Source organism: Aquimarina sp. I32.4 (genome assembly GCF_002924285.1).
Taxonomy (GTDB): Bacteria; Bacteroidota; Bacteroidia; order Flavobacteriales; family Flavobacteriaceae; genus Aquimarina.
Genome location: NZ_PGUB01000014.1, coordinates 35401 through 57126, shown reverse-complemented (window position 1 = coordinate 57126; position 21726 = coordinate 35401). Strand labels below are relative to the sequence as shown.

Genomic DNA, 21726 nt, shown 5'->3' with positions numbered 1-21726 from the left:
TTTTTTATTTAATAATTAACTTTTGTTCAATTAAAATAGATAGTGTAATTGTATATTTTTAATTAAAAATAAATAATTATGGATGACTTGTTTTGGTATGATACTATGATGGCAACAGATTATAAAAAAATGTCTGACCATGTATTGCCAATACTATCTTGGGAGTTCTATGGAGAACAACATGTTGTTTTAGAGGGTTTTAGAGAGGACTTAGTAACGCTAAAAAAAATAACAGAAAACTGGGAGTTTACTAGAGATTATTATAATGAGTTTCTAGAAAAACAATCCGTTATAATTATTACCAATCCTACACTTAAAATTGTGTATGCTTCTCAGAATATCCAACAACTTAATGGTTATATGCCTGATGAAGTATTAGGAAAATCACCAAAGATGTTTCAAGGAGAAGAAACTTGTAGTAGAACTTCAAAAATAGTAAGAGCAGCTGTAGATAACAAAATTCCTTTTGAAGTATCATTACTTAACTATAGAAAAGATAGGACAACATACATGTGTAAAATAAAAGGTTTTCCCGTTTGTAACAAAAGAGGTAAACTAATAAATTATATAGCTTTTGAGAAAGTTGCATAGTTTTTACCGCAAATCAATGTTTGATAAAGAAGAGGAAAGAGAGAAGTACGGTAAATAGAAATGATGTAATTTGGTTTTAATCAGATTAAAATTCAATAGTTTATAGATCATATTTATAAGTGAATAGATTGTGCATAATTTATAGCAGAAATCAATATGTAAAAGATAGGTTAAGGCTCCCAAAAACGTAATAAATTATGTACATTAGAGGTTCGTTTTAAAATAGTATTACACATGATATCAGAAATAGAAAAACTGTTAAATGATCAGATAAAATATGAAGCAAAAGCCTCTGCGCAATATCTCTCAATGGCATGTTGGGCTGATACCAGAGGATTTAATGGTATTGCAGATTTTTTTTATACACAATCAGAAGAAGAGCGCGTGCATATGACCAAACTTGTTAAGTTTATTAATGAGAGAAGTGGTACAGCAGTGATTCCTGCAATAGACAAACCAAGAGATGATTTTAAATCATTGATGGAGCTTTTTGAAATATTTCTAGAGAGTGAAGAGTTTGTTACACAAAAAATCAATAACATAATATTTGAATGCCTGAATCATAAGGATTATAACGTTCACAATTTTATGCAATGGTATGTGGCAGAACAGTTAGAAGAAGAAGCTGTAGCGCGTACTTTATTAGATAAACTCAAAATAATAGGAGACGATAAATCTGGGCATTATTTGTTTGATAGAGATATCAACACATTTCAAGTAGCAACAGAGGAGCCTAAGTGATTGTTAATAAGTTCATAGAGATATGCTAAAGATTCCTTTTTTAGGAATCTTTTTTTTATATTTTTGCACCTTATTTAGATTTAATAAGAATTGAAATAGTGCAAAGTTTAGCTACCCCTTCGTTATATACTCCTTGTCCTGCTTTGAATTGTGAAGTAGTTTGTGGAGGCAAAAAGAAAAAATGTTGTAAAAAATATAAAAAGAAAGGAAAAACTAATTGTAAAAAATGTCCTAAGCTTTAGTTTTATTACTATAAAAATATAACAATCAATTTTTGAAATTGATTTCTATCTTATAAAAAAGCAACTATAGTTAATTAGCTATAGTTGCTTTTTTTGATGAATATTATGTAATTTACCCTCATTGCTATAAAACTTAATTATATTCAATAGATGAAAAATATAGTTTTAATACTACTTCTGGCTGTCAATATAGTTCAAGCACAAGAGTGGTTAACAGACTTTGAAGAAGCTAAAGAGAGCGCAAAAGAGTATGAGAAAAATATGATGCTATTGTTTTCAGGCTCAGATTGGTGTGCTCCATGTATTAAATTAGAAAAACAAATTCTGGAAACCCAAGAATTTAAAGAATATGCAAACCAACATTATATTTTATTAAAAGTTGATTTTCCTAGAAAGAAAAAAAATCAATTACCAGAACCTTTGCAAAAGCAAAACAATGATTTAGCAGAAAAATATAATAGAAGCGGCGGTTTTCCATTAATTGTTATTTTAGACAAAGAAGGAAAGAAGCTTGGAGAAGTAGGATATAAAAAAGGAACACCAAGCTCATATATACAATTGTTGCAAACAATAAACAGTAAGTGATTTGAGATTTTTTTATGCATTTTTAATCTGGATATTGATAAGTAATATAGCTATATCACAAGAGATTTATAAACGTACTTTAAAATTAATGGGGAGTCGTTTTGATATCACCGTAGTAGCAGAAAGGAAGGATTCTGCTAATTATTATATAGACAGTGCAGTTGCAGAAATTAAAAGAATAGAAACATTGATTTCTTCATGGAATAAAGATTCTCAAACCTCCTTAATTAATACCAATGCAGGGATTCACCCAGTACAAGTAGATAAAGAGTTTTTTGACCTAATATCAAGAGCTATACAGATATCAAATTTAACAGATGGAGCCTTTGATATAAGTTATGCATCAATGGATAAAATTTGGAAATTTGATGGTAGTGTCAATAAGATGCCTTCTAAAGAAGATATTATGGCATCAGTAGAAAAAGTAGGACACAAATATATTATATTAGATAAAGAAAAATTGACTGTATTTCTTGCCCATAAAGGAATGAAAATAGGATTTGGAGCGATTGGTAAGGGATATGCAGCAGATAAAGCTAAAGAACTCTTAATTGGTAAAGGCGTCAAATCTGGGATTATCAATGCTTCTGGAGATATGAGTACTTGGGGTAAACAACCTAATGGAGATGAGTGGAGAGTTGCGATTACCAACCCATTGAATAAAAATAAAGCATTTGCCATATTACCAGTTATAGATAAAGCAGTTGTAACTTCAGGAAATTATGAGAAATTTATAATGATAGATGGTAAACGCTACTCGCATATTATAGATCCTAGAACAGGATACCCTTCTACAGGGATTATAAGTGTGACTGTATTTGCACAAAAAGCAGAACTGGCAGATGCGTTGGCAACATCGATTTTTGTAATGGGTATAGAAACAGGAGTAAACAGAATAAATCAATTAAAAAGTGTAGAATGTGTGATTATCGATGATCAAGGAAACATTCATACTTCTGATCATATTAAGATAGATAATCACTAGTGCCGTTTTATAAAATAAAATATGATGATTAAATTATTGCCATTATTTTTAATGTTATTATTTTCATTTCAATCGTGTGTAGCTGTAAAAGAATATGAAAAAGTACAGATTAATGATCCTGATATGGGGTTAACTCTCAAAAAAATAGATCGTTTCGAAACTAATTTCCAGGCATATCGAGAAGCTGCTGCTGGAGCCAATGGAGGAAAAACAGGAGGAGGTTGTGGTTGCAATTAAAATGATGTAGTATACTTGATAATTAAAGAGTTTATAGAATTGGATAAAGAATAAATCAACAACTTTGAAAAAACTTCTCTATATAATAGTATTATTAACTGTATCAGTAGTAACTGCACAGGAAAAAGATCTCTCGAATACATATAAAAAAAGAGTATTAGAATCATCAGAAATAGATTTTTTGATGAGTTACTATGCTCAAGAAGGAGATAATGCAGCGGTAACAGGAGGAATAGGAACAGAAGAGCTTACAGATATCACACCAACAATTGTTCTTTCTATTCCATTAAATGATGATGATGTTTTAACCATAGATGCAGGAATATCTGCCTATTCATCAGCTTCGTCTAGTAATGTAAACCCTTTTGATGGTGCTACAGTTGCAAACCCTTTTGTTGCATCATCAGGAGCTTCAAAAAGCGATATTCTTACTACAATTTCTGGTGCATATACCCATAGTAGTGATGATCGCAATACAATATGGTCAGCCAATATGGCTGTAGCAAGTGAGTATGATTATTTCTCTTTCGGTTTTGGAGGAAGTTACACTAAATTATTTAATGAAAAAAATACTGAAATCAGTATAAAAGCCAATGCTTTTCTAGATACATGGAAACCTATTTACCCATCAGAACTAAGAGATCAACCAACGTTTGTTGCATTTGAAGATGACTCTCGTAATTCATATGCTTTAGGGATTGGGTTTTCTCAAATTTTATCAAAAACATTACAAGGAGTATTGTCATTAGATCTAATACAACAACAAGGATTATTGTCTACTCCTTTTCAGAGAGTGCAATTTGCAGATGTAGAAGATTTGGTTATTCAAGAATTTACCTATGCAGATGATATAGAGAGATTACCTGGCACTAGATTTAAAATAGCAATGGGAGGAAGGCTTCATTATTATATTAATGAAATTTTTACCATACGCACATTCTATAGATATTATACCGATGATTGGAAAATTAATTCCCATACAGCTAGTATAGAAGTTCCTATAAAAATTACTGATAGATTTACAATATATCCATCATATCGTTTTTATACACAAACTGCAGCAACATACTTTGCTCCATTTAATCAACACCAATCTACACAAACATTTTATACTTCTGATTATGATTTATCTGATTTTGATGCCAATCAATATGGTTTTGGAATTAGTTACACGGATATTTTTACAAAATTTCATATCTGGAAATTAGGGTTAAAAAGTATTGATCTTAGATTTAGGCAATATGAACGTAGTTCAGGGCTTACGTCAAGTTTATTTTCTGGAAGTTTTAATTTTGTAGTAGATTAATAACTTCTAGATTTAATAAACACATATTTTTTAAAAAAAAGGAGAGACACAACAAATAACAAGTCTATTTCGTTTCCTAATGATGTGAGTAGTTTAACATAAGGTTTAGGTTTAATAAGAAATGGACAGAGATTGTGTTTAATAAAATGATAACCTCTGTAAATCAGTAAGATTCATTCCTTATTAAGAATTATTTTATATAATAATTAAGGTAGTTGAGGATAAAACCAAAAATAATGTTAAATTTAACCTGCTTAAATACGTATATTATGCAATCAAAATTTAACATTATTGTTCTTGTAATTGCTATAATCACGCTTAGTAGCTATACAAGTAACCATAAGGATATAGTAGTTGATAAAGGAGGGAAAAAGATTCTTATAGGTCAAGGTACTCCAGAAGAGCTGGTGGGTAAATGGGTGATGGATGGTGATCCAAATACATTTATTGAGTTAAAACAAGATGGTACAGTTATAGAAAAATCCCTAGGAGAACCATTAGAGCGGTTCTGGGGATTAAAAGAAGAGAAACTCTGTCTAAAAGCTAACTCAGAAGAAAATGCAACAGAAATTTGTTTAGATTATGTTCTCAATGGAAATGTATTGGTCATAACAATGAATAAAATGGAACTGTACTATGTGAAATCAAATAAGATTAATAAACCTTAGATAATTCAAAAAATAACAACAAGAGGTTTTATGATAAAAATTTTAGTTAAACTATAACTACAGTCTGATTGAGAGTATAGATTTTTTAAAATTATTAAAAAATAGCATGAATAGCGTACTTACTATTCATGCTATTTTTTTTTCAAAAAAAATAAAAATTTTGTCCAAGTCTATAAGAAGGTATTCGTCATACTTATATAAATCATTAAAAAATAAATCAATGAAAGAATTTATGTTTATAATTAGAGGAGGAGAAGGTAAGTATAATCAAGCTTCTCCAGAAGAACTGCAAGAACATATGCAGGATTGGCAAAAATGGATGGGTAATCTAGCCAAATCAGAACAACTCATAGGCGGACAACCACTGATGGATGAAGGGAAAACGTTGAGTAATAAGGGTAAAAAGGTAACCGATAGACCTTTTGCAGAAGGAAAAGAATTGGTAGGAGGATATTTGATAATCAAAGCAGATTCTCTAGATCATGCAACCCTGATAGCAAAAGACTGCCCAAGCTTTGTATATGGATGTACTGTAGAAGTAAGAGAAATAAATCTAATGGAATAAGTTTTTTGTGAAAAACAAGGAACATATAGATCATACATTAAACCATCTTTTTAGACAAGAATCTGGGAAGATGGTTTCTGTACTAATCAGAATATTTGGAGCAGAAAATATCGAATTGGCAGAAGATGTGGTACAGGACGCATTAGTCAAAGCAATAGAAACTTGGAAATATAAAGGAGTTCCAGATAATCCTAAAGCGTGGTTATATCGTACTGCCAAAAATAGAGCTATAGATGTTATAAGGCGTAATAAATATAGTAAGGTGATTGATTTTTCTGATCCAGAAAAACAATTATTAGTTTCTGAATATACATTGATGGAGGCGATGAATAATTATTGGAAAGAACAACAGATAAAAGATGATTTTTTGGGAATGATGTATGCCTGCTGTCATCCTAATATTTCGCAGGAAAATCAAATAACATTTATTCTAAAATCATTATGCGGATTTAGTACCAAAGAAATAGCAAAATCCTTTCTTAGTAGTAATGATACTATTTCTAAGCGTTTATATAGAACCAAAGAATATTTTAGGAAACATAAGGTACGTCCTGTAATCCCTACTGTTGAAGAAATTATTACAAGAACAAAAACTGTACTCAGTACGATATACTTAATGTTTAATGAAGGATATAATTCTACACATTCAGCCCTTCTTATTCGCAAAGACCTTATTAGTCAAGCAATGTTTTTATGCAAGTCTTTACTGTCTGAAGAGCGTACCCAGTTACCAGAAGTATATGCATTGATGGGGTTAATGTCTTTTCATACAGCTAGAATTGATAGTCGAATTACACCAGAAGGAACATTGGTTTTACTTTCTGAACAAGATCGTACAAAATGGGATAAGCAATTGATACAATTAGGAGAACAGTATTTAAATAAAGCAGCGTTTGGAAACACAATATCTACATACCACCTCGAAGCAGCCATTGCTTATCAACATTGTAAAGCAAAGCAATATGAAGACACAAACTGGAAAGTAATATTAGAATATTATGACCTCTTATTAAAAATAAAAGATGATCCTATTGTATTTTTAAATCGTTGTTTAGTTGTTCTTCAACTTAATGGACCACAAGAAGCTTTATCTGATCTAGAATCTATAAGTGGTAATAAAGTAGTAGAAAAATATTATTTGTACCATGCCATATTAGGTGGTATTTATCAAAAATCAGGTGAAAATGCAAAAGCAGTAATAAGTTACAAAAGAGCAATAGAACTTACTCAGTCCAACCATGAAAAGCTATTTCTTACTCATAAAATAGCATGTGTTTTAAATTAGATAAGAGTACAAAACCATACTTTTGATAGCCTTGATCTCAGAAAATCTTACTACCTTTTCACTTTATTGTAAAGGATCATTCTAAATTTTTGCTTTTTACTTTTTGGGGTAAAATCAATAAATTACAAAGGATGTGTTTAACTATTTGAATAATAGTTGGGTATAAAAATAAAAATATGGGAGACAATCAAGATCAGATACATCAGCTTCTGGAAAAACTAGAAATTCTGCTGAAAAGACAAGAGGATTTCTCTACTCAGATACAAAATCTTAAAGAGGAAATATATAAAATAAAAAACTTAGCTGCAGATCAACCAGAGGTTGCAAATAAAGCTATAACGCCAGTTGCATCTATAGATAAACCTGTAGAAGAAACAGAAAAACCTGTTCTGGTAAAACCAAAACAACAAGAACCAGTAAAGAAGGTAGAAGTAAAAACGGTAGCTCCTCAAAAAAATGTACCAAAAAAGAAATCAAATTTAGAAAAGTTTATAGGAGAAAACCTGATTAATAAAATTGGTATTGGGATTATTGTAATAGGTGTTGCTATTGGAGCAAAATATACAATAGAAAATGATCTTATAGGACCATTAACTCGAATTATCCTTGGATATTTGGTTGGATTAGGTCTTTTGGGAGTTGGAATGAAGTTAAAGAAAAAATATGAAAACTTCAGTGCAGTACTAGTAAGTGGAGCTATGGCAATTATGTATTTTATTACATTTTTAGCTTATAGTTTATACGGGCTGATTCCGCAAAGTATGACCTTTATATTGATGTTGTTATTTACAGCATTTACAGTTTTTGCAGCAATACAGTATAATAGACAAGTTATTGCACATATAGGACTCGTAGGAGCATACGCCGTGCCATTTTTGTTAAGTGATGGTTCAGGTAGAGTAGTCATACTATTCAGTTATATGGCTATTATTAATGTAGGGATACTAATTATTGCATTAAAAAAATATTGGAAATCACTTTATTTCTCTTCATTTATATTCACATGGATTATTTTTATATCCTGGTATGCAGCAAAATATGATATAGAAACCCACTTTACACTTGGTTTTGTATTTCTAATCTTATTTTTTCTAACGTTCTATCTAATATTTTTAGGCTACAAGCTCAGAAAAAAAGAAAAATTCGGAATATTAGATGTGATTTTACAGTTATCCAATTCATTTATTTTTTATGGTATTGGATTTGCTATGCTTAGTGATCATGAGTATGGCAAAGAGTTGTTAGGTTTATTTACTTTGGCAAATGCAGTGGTTCATTTTGCGGTAAGTGTAATTTTGCATAAGCTTAAATTAGCTGATCGCAATTTGTTTTATTTTGCAACAGGAATGGTGTTAATCTTTATTACAATTGCCTTCCCTGTACAATTAGATGGTAATTGGGTTACATTATTATGGGCAGGAGAAGCTGCATTACTCTTTTGGATAGGGAGAACCAAAAAAGTGCCTATCTATGAGGTGCTATCATATCCATTGTGGGCACTTGCTTTTTTTAGTATTCTACACGATTGGGCAGAAATGTATTTTGGGTATACTCCTGAATTTCCAGATACTAGATTGCTACCTGTATTGAATGTATATCTAATGACTTCGATATGTTGTATCGCATCGTATGCAAGTATCCTCTGGATTCATCGCAAAGAGAAACTATCTTTTCCATGGCCTAAACAATCAGAAGTATATGTATTACTAACAGTAAGTATCGTTTTATTACTTATAGGTGCAACTTATGGTACTTTTTGGGTAGAAATAAGTAACTATTGGTATCAGATACACGAAGAAACAAGTCACTTGTTTACATTTCAGGATGAAGACACTTCAAAATATGAAGCACTATCAGATATAAATAATTTTAAAGCCATTTGGCTAATAAACTATACACTGTTCTTTCTAGTAGTTTTGTCATTTATAAATATCAAAAAAATCAAAAATAAGGCGCTTGGATATATAACCATAGTATGCACGTTATTTATTGTTTTTGGATTTTTAACTAGAGGACTTTACTTATTAAGTGAGCTTAGAGACAGTTTTTTAGAATTAGAAAGCCAACAGTATAGTACAGGTGTCTTTTCTCATCTGGGAATACGATATATTTCTCTTATGTTTGCGGCAGGTGTGCTTTATGCTCTTTATGTATATGTACGACAAAAATTCTTGGGTAGAAGCTTTAAAATTGCTTTTGAAATTATCCTGCATTGTACCCTGATCTGGATAGTAAGTAGTGAATTGGTTCATTGGTTGGATTTGGCAAATTATACAGAAACCTATAAGTTAGGCTTAAGTATTTTGTGGGGAGTATATGCATTACTACTTATCATCTTGGGAATATGGAAAAGAAAAAAATATTTACGTGTTTTGGCCATTATAGTTTTTGGAATTACGTTGATAAAGCTATTCTTCTATGATATTTCACATTTAGGAACTATAGCCAAAACTATCGTGTTCTTATCCTTAGGAGTCCTCATGCTAATCATTTCATTCTTATACAATAAATACAAACATATTATTGCAGATGAACAAGGAAATTAATAGTATAGTCGTAAAACTAATGTTATTGATCTGTTGTAGCACTTATGCTCAAATGGATCAATATACATATAAACATAAATTGCAAGGTGTAGTAGATAATTGGCATTTGATAGATTTGCCCAATGAGGTTTTTGGTCATATTTTGCCTAATTTATCAGATGTTAGAGTTTATGGAGTAACCAAAGAGAAGGATACTGTAGAAGCACCATACCTCTTGAAATTAAAAACTGGAAATGTATCACTCAAAAGGGTACCATTTAAAACCCTGAATACTACACACAACGATAAAGGCGCATATATAACATTAGAAGTTTCTAGAACAGAACCTGTAAATCAGATTTATTTAAAATTTAAAAGACGTAATTTTGATTGGTTGATCGCTCTAGAAGGAAGTCAAAACCTTGAAGAATGGTATACTATTACAGAGGACTATCGTATACTATCAATTCAGAATGACCTGACAAATTATCAATTTACTACAGTACGATTTCTTGAAGCAAAATATAAATATTTTAGAGTCAATATAAAAGATGTTCAAAAGCCTGTATTAGAGTCTGCAAATATTACCATGCAAGTAACTAAGAAGGCAGATTACCTAGAATACGATATCATTAACCACCAAGTAAAACAATCCAAAAAAAACAAGCAAACAATTATAGATGTAACCCTTAGAAACCCTGTTTCTGTTAGCTGTTTAGATATCAAAATTAAAGATACTTTTGATTATTATCGCCCTGTCTCTATTCAATATGCAAATGACAGTATCAAAAACCAAAAAGGAGATTGGATATTTCGATATAAAGAACTCAATTCAGGGATTCTTAATTCTATAGAAGATAATGTATATACCTTCAGAAATGTTATAACAAAAAAAGTAAGAATAGTAATTGATAATAGTGATAATAAGCCTTTGAATGTAGGTAAACCTTTAGTAAAAGGATATAAGCATGAGCTTGTTACACGTTTGATAGATTCAGCAACATATTATCTTGTATACGGAAATGAGAAAGCAAAGAAACCATCGTATGATTTAGGATATCTCTCAGTTAAGATTCCAGATAATATAACACCTCTATCTATAGAGAAACGAACATTTGTAGGTCATACAGAAAGTGCGAATCAAGAAGTTTCAGAACCCCAACCTTTATTTACTAATAAAATCTGGCTATGGGGGATAATGGGAGTTGTAATCTTATTATTAGGAGGGTTTACATTATCTATGATGAAAAAGAAATAGCAGCCTTTTTTTATTCTTAATAAGAATTTCTTTATACAACCAACTAGTTTGCTAGATGTAATAACACTTCATTTATAAAATGTAGGGATAGCATTATGACAATAAATAAAATTACGGAAAACCGTACATAAGTATTCAGATATTTAATTAGGTTAGCGGTATAGCATATATTTATAATCCCAAAATAAAATTATAAATGAAAAGCCAATTATTATCTCTACTTAATAGATTCGTGAATACTGATACAGAGAAATCAACTAGTCGAGTTACAAAGATTTTTTTGACAGATACACATGCCAGTTCGGGAAGAACTTTGATGATTGAAGAAGAAGCTTATGCTGTTTGGGCGTATCTCTTGAGCCCAGATAAAGAAGAAGTAGATTTTGATGGTTTTTTGTGCTCGGTAGTCGATCCAAAATCATCAAAAACAAAAGGAATATTGTATGATGCAAAAGGAATAAAAGATAAACCACTACCTTCTTTTTATGCAAATCAATATTGTTATGTCAAGAATCTAAAAAAAAAGAATATTAAAGTTCTATGGGGTCAAAAAACGGTAACTATTCTTATAAAAGAGAAAGTATATTTGGTTATGGATTTAATGACAAAAACAAGTTATTCAAAAGGTTTGATCAGAGATTGTGAGTATGGGAAACAGTTAAAAATGTAGATTTTTTTTTAAAAACTGTCTAAATAAGATAAAGGTTATTTTTCAGTATTTTGTTTATGTGTTTTAGCACATAATTTGTCTATAAAAAGCTATATTTACGGCTTAGTTATAATTGCATTTTATATAACTAAACGTAAACCATTTTTTAAAAACGGAGCAAGTTTAATAACAAGCTCCGTTTTTTGTATAGAGTATTTTACTGATTAATCAGTAAGGTAAATTAAAAAGTTTTTGAGAGGTAGATACCAGCAGATTTTTCACTAAAATGCGGGGCAAATGCTACTCCGTTCAATTTCTTAAAAGGATTCCAAGAGATAAGGTGCTGAAAATGATAAACCAGTTTAACAGATAATATTCCTATGCCAGCACCAACCAATACATCAGATAAATAATGCATATTGTTGAGCATTCTTAACCCACCAGTAGTAACTGCAAAAATGTAACCGCTATATGCCAATAAAGGATTGGTATGTTTAAACTCTTCATATAAAACAGTTGCGGTGGTAAATGCAGTTGTAGTATGACCAGAAGGAAAAGAATTAGGATGAGTAGATGTTCCTGGTCTATATTTATGAATTTCTTTTTTAAGTAAAGATGAAGTACCGTTACTTAAAATAGAAGATAACATAAGAATTTTGGTTTGATCAAACCAGTGACTTCTTGATTTTGCTCCTAGAATATCTGCCACATACATTTCAACAATAGGAGCATAGCGAGTATAGTCATCCATGCCAAAATAAAAATCGTCTCCAACAATGTTTCTTACATCTTTTTGAAGTGATTTCTCTAGACTACTTGTAGATAATAATACACCAGTAGTAATTAATGCAATTGGAATTATTCTGTTTGTTATTAATTTTTTTCCTGAAATAGTTTCTCTCTGTTTGATAGTATTAATCTGATAATCAGATAAATAAGTGTCGGTAAGTTGAGCATTTACAGCAGGAGTATAAATGCAGAGCAATGCTAGTATAAGTAGGATTTTCATAATTATGTTTTTGGGGTGTGTAATCGGTGTTTTTGGGCTAACAACTGTATAGTTACATTGTTAAATATAAAGGATAATTATTAAGAATATGTTAATTAATTACGTTTTGTTAATAAATAATTAACAATTTACTAAGGATAATATATAAATAGTTGTTTTGATTATTTTAATCAAAGCTAGATGTACGATGAGAAATAAAACTTTAGAGAGACTTATTAAAATGATGATTATTTTAATTTAAAATTTTATTTCTTAACTAATGCTTATTCAGATCTTAAAAAAAAGAAGAAGCAATATTAAAACAAGAGGTTATAAAAGTGTTAATTTATCTAGTAATGAGGGGCAAAATAAAGAAAGCCCCCTTATTTTTCATTAAAAAAGGTGTATATTTGCACGCAATTAAATTTTAATTGCCATGACAGCACATGATTCCAAAATCGTTGGAGAAGGTTTAACCTATGACGATGTTCTTTTAGTTCCAGCATTTTCTGAAGTGTTACCCCGAGAGGTAAGTATCCGAACTAAATTCACAAAAAATATAACACTTAATGTTCCTATTGTTTCTGCAGCAATGGATACCGTTACAGAAAGTCGTATGGCAATAGCTATGGCTCAAGAAGGAGGAATAGGTGTACTTCATAAAAACATGACTATAGAAGAACAGGCGATCAAAGTGCGTAAAGTAAAACGTGCTGAGAGTGGTATGATTATAGACCCTGTGACATTACCCCGCGATGCAAAAGTAATCGATGCCAAAAATAATATGCGAGAGCATAGTATAGGAGGAATTCCAATTGTAGATGATAATTATAAATTGATAGGGATCGTTACCAATAGGGATCTTAGGTTTGAGAAAAATGATGAGAGACCTATATCAGAAATCATGACTAGTGAAAACCTAGTAACTGTAGGAGAAGGAACATCACTACAGCAAGCAGAAGTTATTTTACAAGAAAACAAAATAGAAAAATTACCAGTAGTTGATCAAAACAATACACTTGTAGGGTTAATTACTTTTAGAGATATAACCAAGCTTACGCTAAAACCAATGGCAAATAAAGATAAGTTAGGTCGTCTTCGTGTAGCTGCTGCAATAGGAGTTACAGGGGATGCTGTAGAAAGAGCAGATGCATTGGTTAAGGCAGGCGTGGATGCAGTGGTAGTTGATACAGCACATGGTCATACAAAAGGAGTGGTAGCAGTATTAAAAGAAGTAAAAACAAAATTTCCTGAATTAGATGTAATCGTTGGTAATATTGCTACAGCAGAGGCTGCAAAATATCTAGTAGAAGCAGGAGCAGATGCTGTCAAGGTTGGAATTGGCCCAGGGTCAATATGTACAACTAGAGTAGTGGCAGGAGTTGGATTCCCGCAGTTTTCGGCAGTGCTAGAAGTAGCAAGTGCAATAAAAGGATCGGGAGTTCCTGTAATTGCTGATGGAGGAATTAGGTATACAGGTGATATTCCAAAAGCGATTGCTGCTGGAGCAGATACAGTAATGTTAGGGTCTCTTTTGGCAGGAACCAAAGAATCACCAGGAGAAACAGTGATTTACGAAGGAAGAAAATACAAAACATATCGTGGGATGGGATCTGTAGAAGCAATGAAGAAAGGATCAAAAGATAGATACTTTCAAGATGTAGAAGACGATATCAAAAAACTAGTTCCAGAAGGAATAGTAGGGCGTGTAGCTTATAAAGGAGATTTAGTAGAAAGTATCCATCAGTTTATAGGAGGATTACGTGCAGGAATGGGATATTGTGGAGCAAAAGATGTTGCAACCCTTCAAGATAATGGTCGTTTTGTGAAAATTACAGCAAGTGGTATTAACGAAAGCCATCCGCATGATGTAACAATTACCAAAGAAGCCCCTAACTATAGTAGGTAGATAAGCTAAAAATATTCAATAAAAAAAACATCAAATTTGATGCTTTTTTTTATTGAATAATACCAGTTTTATATGAAACGGTATGATGAAGTAGCCTATAATTACTTCTTAGGCTCTTTGATCTCAATACCTAATTTTGTCATTACTGTTTTGGTTACATCAAACTTAGGGTCAATATAAGCCAGACCACTTGTGGTCACTGTAAAAACCTGAGTATACCCTTCTGCTTTAGCAATTTCTTCTAGAGCTTGCCCGATTTTCTGGTATAAAGGCTGTAGTAATCTGTTTTGTTCTATTTGCACCAATTTAGCACCATTTTGACGAAATTGTGCGATATCATTTTCTAAAGCAATAATCTCTTCTTGCTTTGTTTTCTTCATAGGTTCAGTAAAAGAAGCAACTTTTTCCTGATATTCTTTTGCTTTTGTTTGATAAGCTTCAATCTTTACCTTTAGCCCTTCTTCAAGTTTTGTGTTATAGGCTTTTAAGTCAGTTTGAACCTTGGGAAGTTCAGGCATTTGAGAAAGAATAAATTCAGTGTCAATACTTCCTGTTTTTGATTGAGCATTTATTTGAAAACTGGCAACCAAAACCAGGATTAATGCGATTACTTTTTTCATTTTATTTTTTGTTTACTGATTTTTAAATTTTTGCAAATATATAAGGTCTGAAACAATATATGTGCCACGAATTATTTTTTTTGAAAGCCTTACTCCTGATACAATTGTCCGCGATGAGGTTTTAAAGCATCTCTCACAGCTTTCATTTCAGAACTCATAACCACCATATATGCTATACTATGCATATCATTGATGTCTTGAAACCCCGTGATACTAAGTGATAGCTTTTCTAGAGTAATATACTCTTTTAGGTGAATTTCGTGGTGTTGAGCTGTTTTATTAGCAGCAGGACCTTTGAAATCCCAAATCAGTTTTAATTTTTGTGTTTTTTCCAAAATAGATATCAAATTAAGAATACACCAAAGTTAAGGTAAAAGATACATATCAAGAATGCACAATGAGAATAACTAGTTAGCTTTTATAATCTTTAAATTTAAAAATAAGAAGAATCAGTCTAGTATATAAGTAAATAGGCAAAGAAGATAAAAAGAAGATAGCTAGTATTAATTATTTACACTTTTACCATTCTCTGCAAAGGCTTTAAAATCTTTCATATAACTATACGATTGTTTTTTGAATGCTCCTGGCATTAAAAATCCCATAATTTTCATAAAACCACTAAACTTAAATTCATTTTTAGATATCCATTTAGTGTGTCCATTGACAAGTTCTTCAAAATAATTTTCCTGAATATTGTATATGTTTTTAGCATCAAAGGTAAGATGAATTGCGGCAGGAAGATCTAATAGAGTAATGGTTTCAACCATTTCAATTTTTCGTTTTCCCATTATGTAAGTTAATTTTGATACTGCTCCAGCTTTTCCTTTTTGACCATTAAGAAGAGTCATATTTACAAAACCTTTTTGCCAAAACTTCATATTTTCTTCATTTTTAAATAAATCAACTACTTGGTGCCTAGGAAGCTTGATTTCGATGTCAAGAGTATATTCCATGATAAAATTGCTATTTGTTTTTTGAGTTTGTATTAGGTCTATAATATAAAAAAACTAAAAGTCAATACTATAGAGTGCAATTACTTCGTTAGAAGAAGAACTTGTAAAACATCTTAATATTGTTATTTTTGTTCAGTTAAGGACTTCACCATATAGAAACTATGTATAAGAAGGCGTTATTATTATTTTTAGGAAGTATTTTTTTGATGCAAACCCATGCGCAACAATCAAAAGAAATACTATTTACGATAGATGAATCTCCAGTGTATATCTCAGAATTTAAAAGAGTATATCTCAAAAATATAGATTTGGTTAAAGACGATTCTCAGAAAAATATTGATAAATATTTTGATCTATTTGTCAATTATAAATTAAAGCTCAAAGAAGCAGAGTATTTAGGGTTAAATAAAAAAGAAGCATATGTTTCAGAATTAGAAGGGTATAGAGAGCAATTGGTCAAAGGCTATCTTACAGATAACAAGGCATCTGAAGCTTTGTTAAAACAAGCTTATGAGCGTTCGCTAGAACAGATAAATGCAAGCCATATATTGATCATACTAAAACCTAATGCTTCAGAAAAAGACACAATTGCGGCCTATCAAAAAATTATAGAAGCAAAAAATAAAATAGATAAAGGAGAAGCATTTGATGTGGTAGCCAGAGTCTATAGTCAAGATCCTTCTGTATCCAAAAATGATGGAAATTTAGGATGGTTTTCTGCATTTAGAATGGTGTATCCCTTTGAGGAAGCTGCATATTCAACAAAAATAGGAGAGGTGTCTGAACCATTTAGAACACAATTTGGATATCATATTTTAAAAGTAAATAGCAGAGAGAAGAAATTAGGAGAAGTTACAGTTGCTCATATTATGGTTGCGATAAATGCTAATCGTACTTCTGAAGGAGCAAAAAAAAGAATAAAAAAAATCAACCAGCAACTGGCACAAGGGGTCTCTTTTTCGGCTTTAGCAAAACAATATAGTGAGGACCCTAGTACTGCAATAAAAGGAGGTGTGCTCAAGCGTTTTGCACAAGGAGCATTGAATTCACAAAAATTCGAACAAGCGGCATTTGCTTTGCAAAAGAAAAATGAAATTTCTGAACCCTTAAAAACACAATACGGTTGGCATATTATTAAGCTTATAGAAAAACATAAACCAAGAACGTTTGAAGAACAAAAAAATAATCTTGCTAAAAGAATAAAAAGAGATAGTCGATCAAAATTAATTACAGAATCTTTTATCAATTCATTAAGAAAGAAATATGCTGTTAACAAAAACGAAAAAGCTATAGCCTTTTTTAAAAAAAATATCCCAGTTACATTTTCTGAAGAAAAATGGGAAATGTTAAAAAAAGATAAAGAGATAGAAAAAGAATTTTTTAGCATCAAAAAAGAAAAGTATACCTATAAAGATTTTATTGATTTTTTAATGAGTAATCAGATGGGAATACGTAGATATATAGATTCATCTGCATATATAGAAGAAATGTATCCCAAATTTGAATCTTCTACCTTGCTACAATATTATGAAGAACATTTGGAAGAAGATAATATAGATTTTGCAAATATTATAGAAGAGTATCGAGACGGCCTTTTACTTTTTGACCTTATGGAGTCTAAGATATGGAATGCAGCTAAAACTGATTCTATAGCAATAAAGGCGTATTACGAAAAACAAAAAAAGGACTATAAACAAAATGAAGCTTATAAAGTATTCAAAGCATCATCATCAAATCATGATTTGATTTTAAAAATTAAAGAGTTATTGAAAGAGAAAAAAGCGATAGAAGAAGTAAAAAAAGAAATAGAAGGCGATAATACAACGATTTTATTCTCAGAAGAGGTATTGAATAAAGGTAAAAGTAATATGCCTAATAATTTTTCTAAAGAAATAGGAGCAATTACCATTTCAGAAGAAGAAAATTTTACCACTTTGATAATGGTTAAAGAAATTTTACCTTCCCGAATTAAAACTTTTGATGAAATAAGGGGAGAGGTTATTAATGACTACCAACAAAGTATTGAAGGAAAATGGTTGGATGAACTTAAGGAAAAGTACTCTGTGAAGGTTAATAAAAAAATATTAAAGAAAGCAAAAAAAGAGTTGTCTATATAAGTGTTTTTTGAAATTTAAAAATGTAAAACCCTATACTATAAACAACATAATAAAGGTTGAAATACTTGAGTAAATCATAAAAAAGTAATAGTACCCATGCACAAAAAACAGCATTAATTCTAATGAATAAAGGTTATGTTTTATGATTCTCAAATTATTATAAAAAAATGAAATACTACAAACTACTACTACTGCTATTATTCATTATAGCTACTTCATGTCAAAAATTTAAAAATAACTCCAAAAAACAAACTATTGCCCGAGTAAATGATGCGTATCTGTATAAAGAAGAAATCAAAGATTTAGTACCCAAAAACGCTTCAGAGCAGGATAGTGCAAATATTGTAAATAGTTATATTAAAACATGGGCAACCCGCCAATTATTTATAGATAAAGCAAAATTAAACCTTACAGAAGAAGAGCTCAAAGAATTTGAGGATCTTGTAGAAAGCTACCAAAGTACATTATATATCAATGCATATAAAAATGCGGTGATCAAAAAATCTATAAATATGGAGATTACAGAGCAAGATCTTCAATCTTATTACGATCAAAATTTGAAAAATTTTAATCTTAATCAAGAGATAGTAAAATTACGTTACTTACATTTGCCACCAGATTATGAAAATATTGTTGCAACGCAACAGCAATTAAATCGTTTTAAAGAAGAAGATGTAGAAGAACTAGAAAGTAAAAAGCTAGAATTTCTTACATATTCATTAAATGATTCTGTTTGGATAGAGTTGGATCAGGTGTTACACAAAATTCCAATTCTAAAAAAACAAGATAAAGTAAAGTTCTTAAAAAAAGGGAAATATATACAACTTAGTGATTCTACAGGAGTGTATATGGTAAAAATGAAGGAGGTATTAAGGCGCAGTGAAGTAGCTCCGCTAGAGTACATAAAACCCACGATAAGACAAATTATATTGAATAAAAGAAAACTGGAGCTGATAAAAAAAATAGAAAAAGATATTACAAGAGATGCAGTTGAGAACAAACAATTTGAAGTATATGATTAAAACTACCGCACTTTGTGCAATACTTACCTTTAATATAAGTACACAAATTTATGCCCAAGATGTTATAGAAGAAGTAGTGCAAGATACTACTGTTATAGCAAAGGTTGTTGCAAATGATACACTTGCAGTAGTAACAGATACAGTGAAAGCGCCTTTTCAGAAAATGAAAATAGATGGTGTAGCAGCAGTAATTGGAGAAAATGTACTATTAGATAGTGATGTAGATATTGCATATAAACAATTGGTTAGTGAGGGCGTTTCTTCATCAGATGTAAGTCGCTGTGAACTTGCAGGTAGTTTATTTGAGAGTAAATTATATGCACATCATGCAGTACAAGATAGTATTATTGTCAAAGATGCTGAAGTTAATTCTATGGTAGATCAGCAATTGGGTTATATGACCAATGAATTGGGTACAGTAGAAAAAGTATTGAGCTTCTATAAAAAAGATAATATCTCAGATTTCAGAAAAGAACTTTTCGAGATCAATAAATCAAACAGACTATCTGAGCAAATGAGAGCTAAGATTATAGAAGGTATTGAGATTACTCCAGAAGAAGTAAGAGAATTTTTTGATGATATTCCAGAAGAAGAAAGACCACTTTTTGGTACAGAGATTGAATTAGCTCAAATAGTAATAGAACCAGAAATACCACAAGAAGAAGAACAAAAAGTAATAGATCGTTTAAGTCAATTTAGAGAAGATATTGTAGAAAACGGAAGTAGTTTTGCAACCAAAGCAGTATTGTATTCTCAAGACCCTGGATCAAAATCTACTGGAGGAAAATATACATTAGATCGCAAGACAAATTTTGCAAAAGAATTTAAAGATGTTTCTTTTAGTTTACAAGAAGGAGAAGTAAGTGAACCTTTCAAAACTGATTTTGGATGGCATATCGTGAAAGTAGATAAAATACGAGGAGAAGAAATAGATGTAAGACATATCCTTCTTATTCCTGATGTTACAAGAGAAAGCGTTACAGAAGCCAAAAGATTAATAGACTCTGTAAGAACAAGTATTGTTTCTGGATCTATTAAATTTCAAGAAGCAGCAAGAAAGTTTAGTGACGAGAAAGAAACTCGTGAAGATGGAGGGCAATTATTAAATCCAACAACAGGAGATACTCATTTTGAACTTACCAAAATTGACCCTATATTGTATGATCAAGTATCTAAATTAAAAACCAATGAAGTTTCTTTAGTAATTCCTGATCAAGACCGTCAAGGTAGAAAAAAGTTTAAATTGATAACAGTCCTTAATCGATATGATGAGCATATAGCAGATTATGCTAATGATTATCTTAAAATACAGGAATTAGCAAAGAGGAAAAAACAAATTGATGCAATTCGTAAGTGGCAGAATGAGAAAATAATGGATACTTATATAAAAATTAATGGAGAGTACAGAGACTGTGAATATAGCGGTAACTGGTTAAAAAAATAAAAAAATATGTCAGAAGACGTAGCGGCTATAGAAAAACTGGTAAAAAAACATTCAGAACTTAAAAATGAAATTTCTAAGGTAATTATTGGGCAAGAAAAGGTAATCGATCAAATTCTTATTTCGATCTTTTCAGGAGGGCATGCATTGCTAATAGGTGTTCCAGGATTAGCCAAAACGCTAATGGTTAATACCATCTCGCAAGCCTTAGGATTGGATTTTAAAAGAATTCAGTTTACACCAGATTTGATGCCTAGTGATATCTTAGGAAGTGAAATATTAGACGAAACAAGACATTTTAAATTTATAAAAGGCCCAATATTTTCTAATATTATATTGGCAGATGAAATCAACCGTACTCCTCCAAAAACTCAAGCAGCCCTTCTTGAAGCTATGCAAGAACGATCAGTCACTGTAGCAGGACATCATTATAAATTAGACCTTCCATATTTTGTGTTGGCAACACAAAATCCTATAGAACAAGAAGGGACATACCCGCTTCCAGAAGCACAATTGGATAGATTTATGTTTGCAATAGAGCTAAAATATCCGAGTTTTCAAGAAGAAGTAGATGTAGTAAAAAGTACAACAGGTGGTACTACAAAAACAATTAATTCATTATTTACAGCACAAGATATTATTGATTTTCAGCAATTGATACGTCGTGTTCCTGTCGCAGATAATGTAATTGAATATGCTGTAAAAATGGTTGGTAAAACTAGGCCTAATGAAGAAACAGCAACCGATTTGGTCAAAAACTATATAGACTGGGGAGCAGGACCAAGAGCTTCTCAGAACCTTATTCTTGCAGCCAAAGCAAATGCAGCTATAAAAGGTAAATTTTCTCCTGATATAGAAGATATACAAGCAGTAGCAATGGGGATTTTGCGCCATCGTATGATAAAAAATTATAAAGCAGAAGCAGAAGGAATAAGTATAGAAAATATTATTATTAGTTTGTTCTAAAACTATTTTTTGTAAACCACATAACTACTTTTGAACTTTTTTGTAATCTATGTGTTTGATATATAGAAGAGTG

General features: G+C 30.9%; 21 protein-coding genes. 17 read left to right on the top strand and 4 right to left on the bottom strand.

The window, feature by feature from the left end:
• Positions 1 to 78: 78 nt before the first annotated feature.
• From CVD18_RS05020 to CVD18_RS04965, 12 genes are all read left to right on the top strand, one after another.
• Positions 79 to 591: a PAS domain-containing protein gene (locus CVD18_RS05020; protein WP_103864349.1), complete on the top strand. Its 513-nt coding sequence runs from the start codon at positions 79 to 81 to the stop codon at positions 589 to 591.
• A 234-nt stretch (positions 592 to 825) separates the two neighbouring features.
• A complete protein-coding gene (locus CVD18_RS05015; protein WP_103864348.1) occupies positions 826 to 1332 on the top strand; it encodes a ferritin in 507 nt (168 codons plus the stop codon).
• A 392-nt stretch (positions 1333 to 1724) separates the two neighbouring features.
• Positions 1725 to 2159, top strand: a complete 435-nt coding sequence (locus tag CVD18_RS05010; RefSeq protein WP_103864347.1) for a thioredoxin family protein — start codon at positions 1725 to 1727, stop codon at positions 2157 to 2159.
• A gap of 1 nt (position 2160) precedes the next feature.
• Positions 2161 to 3144 carry an FAD:protein FMN transferase gene (locus tag CVD18_RS05005; protein ID WP_233194475.1) on the top strand — a complete coding sequence of 328 codons (984 nt, stop codon included), beginning with the start codon at positions 2161 to 2163 and terminating at the stop codon, positions 3142 to 3144.
• A 24-nt stretch (positions 3145 to 3168) separates the two neighbouring features.
• Positions 3169 to 3381: a DUF4266 domain-containing protein gene (locus CVD18_RS05000; protein WP_103864358.1), complete on the top strand. Its 213-nt coding sequence runs from the start codon at positions 3169 to 3171 to the stop codon at positions 3379 to 3381.
• Between the two features lie 64 nt (positions 3382 to 3445).
• Positions 3446 to 4687 carry a DUF3570 domain-containing protein gene (locus CVD18_RS04995; protein ID WP_103864346.1) on the top strand — a complete coding sequence of 414 codons (1242 nt, stop codon included), beginning with the start codon at positions 3446 to 3448 and terminating at the stop codon, positions 4685 to 4687.
• 269 nt (positions 4688 to 4956) lie between these two features.
• The gene (locus CVD18_RS04990; RefSeq protein WP_103864345.1) at positions 4957 to 5355 is read left to right on the top strand and encodes a hypothetical protein; all 399 of its coding nucleotides are present in this window, start codon (positions 4957 to 4959) and stop codon (positions 5353 to 5355) included.
• Positions 5356 to 5575: 220 nt separating this feature from the next.
• On the top strand, positions 5576 to 5920 hold the full coding sequence (locus CVD18_RS04985; protein WP_103864344.1) for a YciI family protein: 345 nt from the start codon (positions 5576 to 5578) through the stop codon (positions 5918 to 5920).
• 7 nt (positions 5921 to 5927) lie between these two features.
• Positions 5928 to 7205, top strand: a complete 1278-nt coding sequence (locus tag CVD18_RS04980) for an RNA polymerase sigma factor (protein ID WP_103864343.1) — start codon at positions 5928 to 5930, stop codon at positions 7203 to 7205.
• 176 nt (positions 7206 to 7381) lie between these two features.
• A complete protein-coding gene (locus CVD18_RS04975; protein ID WP_103864342.1) occupies positions 7382 to 9751 on the top strand; it encodes a DUF2339 domain-containing protein in 2370 nt (789 codons plus the stop codon).
• Complete coding sequence (locus CVD18_RS04970) at positions 9735 to 10988, top strand: DUF3999 family protein (RefSeq protein WP_103864341.1); 1254 nt, start codon at positions 9735 to 9737, stop codon at positions 10986 to 10988. The genes CVD18_RS04975 and CVD18_RS04970 overlap by 17 nt, the downstream gene beginning before the upstream one ends.
• Positions 10989 to 11184: 196 nt before the next feature.
• The gene (locus CVD18_RS04965; RefSeq protein WP_103864340.1) at positions 11185 to 11658 is read left to right on the top strand and encodes a hypothetical protein; all 474 of its coding nucleotides are present in this window, start codon (positions 11185 to 11187) and stop codon (positions 11656 to 11658) included.
• Positions 11659 to 11878: 220 nt separating this feature from the next.
• Here CVD18_RS04965 and CVD18_RS04960 read toward each other — a convergent pair whose 3' ends face one another.
• Positions 11879 to 12646, bottom strand: a complete 768-nt coding sequence (locus CVD18_RS04960) for a phosphatase PAP2 family protein (RefSeq protein WP_103864339.1) — start codon at positions 12644 to 12646, stop codon at positions 11879 to 11881.
• 415 nt (positions 12647 to 13061) lie between these two features.
• Here CVD18_RS04960 and guaB point away from each other — a divergent pair, with 415 nt between their 5' ends.
• The gene (gene guaB / locus CVD18_RS04955) at positions 13062 to 14534 is read left to right on the top strand and encodes an IMP dehydrogenase (RefSeq protein ID WP_103864338.1); all 1473 of its coding nucleotides are present in this window, start codon (positions 13062 to 13064) and stop codon (positions 14532 to 14534) included.
• A 101-nt stretch (positions 14535 to 14635) separates the two neighbouring features.
• Here the strand turns inward: guaB and CVD18_RS04950 are convergent, their stop codons facing one another.
• From CVD18_RS04950 to CVD18_RS04940, 3 genes are all read right to left on the bottom strand, one after another.
• A complete protein-coding gene (locus CVD18_RS04950) occupies positions 14636 to 15154 on the bottom strand; it encodes an OmpH family outer membrane protein (protein ID WP_103864337.1) in 519 nt (172 codons plus the stop codon).
• An 89-nt stretch (positions 15155 to 15243) separates the two neighbouring features.
• Positions 15244 to 15489, bottom strand: a complete 246-nt coding sequence (locus CVD18_RS04945) for a hypothetical protein (RefSeq protein ID WP_103864336.1) — start codon at positions 15487 to 15489, stop codon at positions 15244 to 15246.
• Between the two features lie 168 nt (positions 15490 to 15657).
• On the bottom strand, positions 15658 to 16107 hold the full coding sequence (locus CVD18_RS04940; protein ID WP_103864335.1) for an SRPBCC family protein: 450 nt from the start codon (positions 16105 to 16107) through the stop codon (positions 15658 to 15660).
• A gap of 161 nt (positions 16108 to 16268) precedes the next feature.
• Here CVD18_RS04940 and CVD18_RS04935 point away from each other — a divergent pair, with 161 nt between their 5' ends.
• The 4 genes from CVD18_RS04935 (at position 16269) to CVD18_RS04920 (ending at position 21653) form a co-directional block, all read left to right on the top strand.
• On the top strand, positions 16269 to 18224 hold the full coding sequence (locus CVD18_RS04935) for a peptidylprolyl isomerase (RefSeq protein WP_103864334.1): 1956 nt from the start codon (positions 16269 to 16271) through the stop codon (positions 18222 to 18224).
• A 167-nt stretch (positions 18225 to 18391) separates the two neighbouring features.
• The gene (locus CVD18_RS04930; RefSeq protein WP_103864333.1) at positions 18392 to 19246 is read left to right on the top strand and encodes a peptidyl-prolyl cis-trans isomerase; all 855 of its coding nucleotides are present in this window, start codon (positions 18392 to 18394) and stop codon (positions 19244 to 19246) included.
• A complete protein-coding gene (locus tag CVD18_RS04925) occupies positions 19239 to 20690 on the top strand; it encodes a peptidylprolyl isomerase (protein WP_233194474.1) in 1452 nt (483 codons plus the stop codon). Before CVD18_RS04930 ends, CVD18_RS04925 begins: the two co-directional genes overlap by 8 nt.
• Positions 20691 to 20696: 6 nt before the next feature.
• Positions 20697 to 21653 (top strand): MoxR family ATPase, encoded by a 957-nt coding sequence (locus CVD18_RS04920; protein WP_103864331.1) that lies wholly within the window; start codon positions 20697 to 20699, stop codon positions 21651 to 21653.
• Positions 21654 to 21726 lie beyond the last annotated feature (73 nt).